This window comes from Neorhizobium sp. JUb45 (assembly GCF_004343585.1).
In the GTDB taxonomy this organism is placed as follows: domain Bacteria; phylum Pseudomonadota; class Alphaproteobacteria; order Rhizobiales; family Rhizobiaceae; genus Neorhizobium.
In genome coordinates this window covers 1-1828 of the sequence record NZ_SLYW01000031.1, presented here as the reverse complement: position 1 = coordinate 1828, position 1828 = coordinate 1, and the positions used below count along the sequence as shown (strand labels likewise).

The 1828-nt window shown below is 52.6% G+C and carries 3 protein-coding genes; 1 reads left to right on the top strand and 2 read right to left on the bottom strand.

The window, feature by feature from the left end; all coding sequences use genetic code 11:
• The first annotated feature begins 211 nt into the window (after nt 1–211).
• Nucleotides 212–595 (top strand): hypothetical protein, encoded by a 384-nt coding sequence (locus EDF70_RS29850; RefSeq protein ID WP_132281930.1) that lies wholly within the window; start codon nt 212–214, stop codon nt 593–595.
• Here EDF70_RS29850 and EDF70_RS29845 read toward each other — a convergent pair.
• The gene (locus tag EDF70_RS29845; protein WP_132281928.1) at nt 571–807 is read right to left on the bottom strand and encodes a hypothetical protein; all 237 of its coding nucleotides are present in this window, start codon (nt 805–807) and stop codon (nt 571–573) included. The two genes, EDF70_RS29850 and EDF70_RS29845, sit on opposite strands and share 25 nt — an antisense overlap.
• A gap of 138 nt (nt 808–945) precedes the next feature.
• Nucleotides 946–1422: a PRC-barrel domain-containing protein gene (locus tag EDF70_RS29840; RefSeq protein WP_132281926.1), complete on the bottom strand. Its 477-nt coding sequence runs from the start codon at nt 1420–1422 to the stop codon at nt 946–948.
• Nucleotides 1423–1828: the final 406 nt, after the last annotated feature.

Here is a 1828-nt window from a genome sequence, read left to right as displayed (position 1 = left end):
ACGCGCTGGCACCGATGATGGTGGCGGCATAATCGAGGCGGAAATCCACTTAACGAAACGCCCGAAGCTGTTCAGACAAACCGAGCCACCTCTCAACTCTGTCGTGTGATACTTGTTCCAGAGCCAACGGGTTAAGCGCTGCATGACGCCGCATCCAACTGGGCATTAACATTATATATAGCCCTCAACCTATGGCGTGCTACAGAGGTCCATGCAAGAACAAAACAAGACCGCTCTCGTTCTCGACGACGAAATGCTGATCGCACTCGACGTGGAAGCTATGCTTTTCGACTTAGGTTTCGCTCGCGTCACGGTCGTTCCGAGCGTTAGTGAGGCCCTGGACTATCTTAGCAGGGAAAAACCGGACGCGGCTGTCATTGACTTTCACGTGCGCGGCAAAAACTGTGAGCCAGTTGCAGGTGCGCTTCGAAGCTTAGGCGTACCAACTGTTATTCACTCAGGAACGAGTTTCGATCCCGACTATCACGGCACGTTCTTCGCGGACTTTCCTTGGTTAGCTAAACCGTCGTCGCGAGAACATCTGGCGAGTTCGCTCTCAGCCGCGATTGATCAATCGAAATTAACCACCGACTGAAACGGCACTGCTTCGACAATTTCGCCGTCTTCGGAAGTGATTTCAAATGTTTCATTGGCAATAGGCCGCCCGTGCCATAGGCCGTCCGAAACCATTTCCCTTGCCGCCCGCACCGCTTCTGATCTCGCTTCAGCTGCTGAAATGAAATCGGCTTCGAAAGTTTCGCCCAAAGAGCCGTTAGAGTTCCGAACCTGAAAGTGAAATTTTGTCATGTCGCACCAGTGCCATTAGAGCTATCTAACGAAATCATGAGAAAAAAGGACCGCGACGTTTCCACGCCCGGCCCTTAATGTCGACTCTATCCGCTCCAGTACATCCGTGGTAGCCGTCAGAAGCGACACATGTGATGATTACTTCTTCATCTTGTCGTAATCGAACTTCGGAGCTGCAGTGAGGTCTTCCTTGTTCGTGTCGACATACGCCTTCCACGTGCCGTTGTCGTCAGCGATGGCCATAGATGCCGGGTCGATTACGACGTAGCTGCTGCCGAGGCCCAGGAAGCCGCCAACGCTCGCGATCACTCCGATCACCGATTTACCATCACCAATGACGATATCGGAAATCTCGCCAACTTCCTCATTTTCCTTGTTATAGATGTTCATGCCGACAAGCTTCGACGTCACGAGATCGGCGCCTTTGATCTCTACGTGCTTGAGCGGCATGGTAGCTGCCTTGCCCATAGTGAGGCCAGGACCGACCATAGTTGCATCGGCGCCAGATGCGGCCGGCTCCACAGCTGCCGGGGCTGCCGGTGCAGCAGGCTGCTGCGCATAAGCAGCAGTGCCCATCATCGCAACTGTAATGGCGGCGGCAATCATCTTCTTCATGAGTATTTCCTCGTATGCGTCTGTTATTACGTCATTTCAAGACGGTGAGTAACGAGATCGGGTCGGGATAGTTCCGCAACCTTCAAGAAAAGAGAGACCCCGCCGTAGCGAGGTCTGCTTTTTTGAATGTTTTGGGGTAAAATGCGATACGAAGATGTTTAACCGTCGCGATTGTTTCCGGCTGCCGCTATGCGACGTCGCTGATTACAACGACGCATGAATCGATCGATCCGGGTTTTCTCACTGCCAAACTTGTCGAGAATGTTCATGGCTTGAGCTATGCTGAGTTCGTACGACAACTGAAGCTCTTCGAGTGTATTTCGGGACTGGGCGCGCCGTGTGCATAGTCTTCTCCTCGGTCAACAGAACAATGCGACAAGAAGTCAGAAGTTCCTAAAGCACGCCA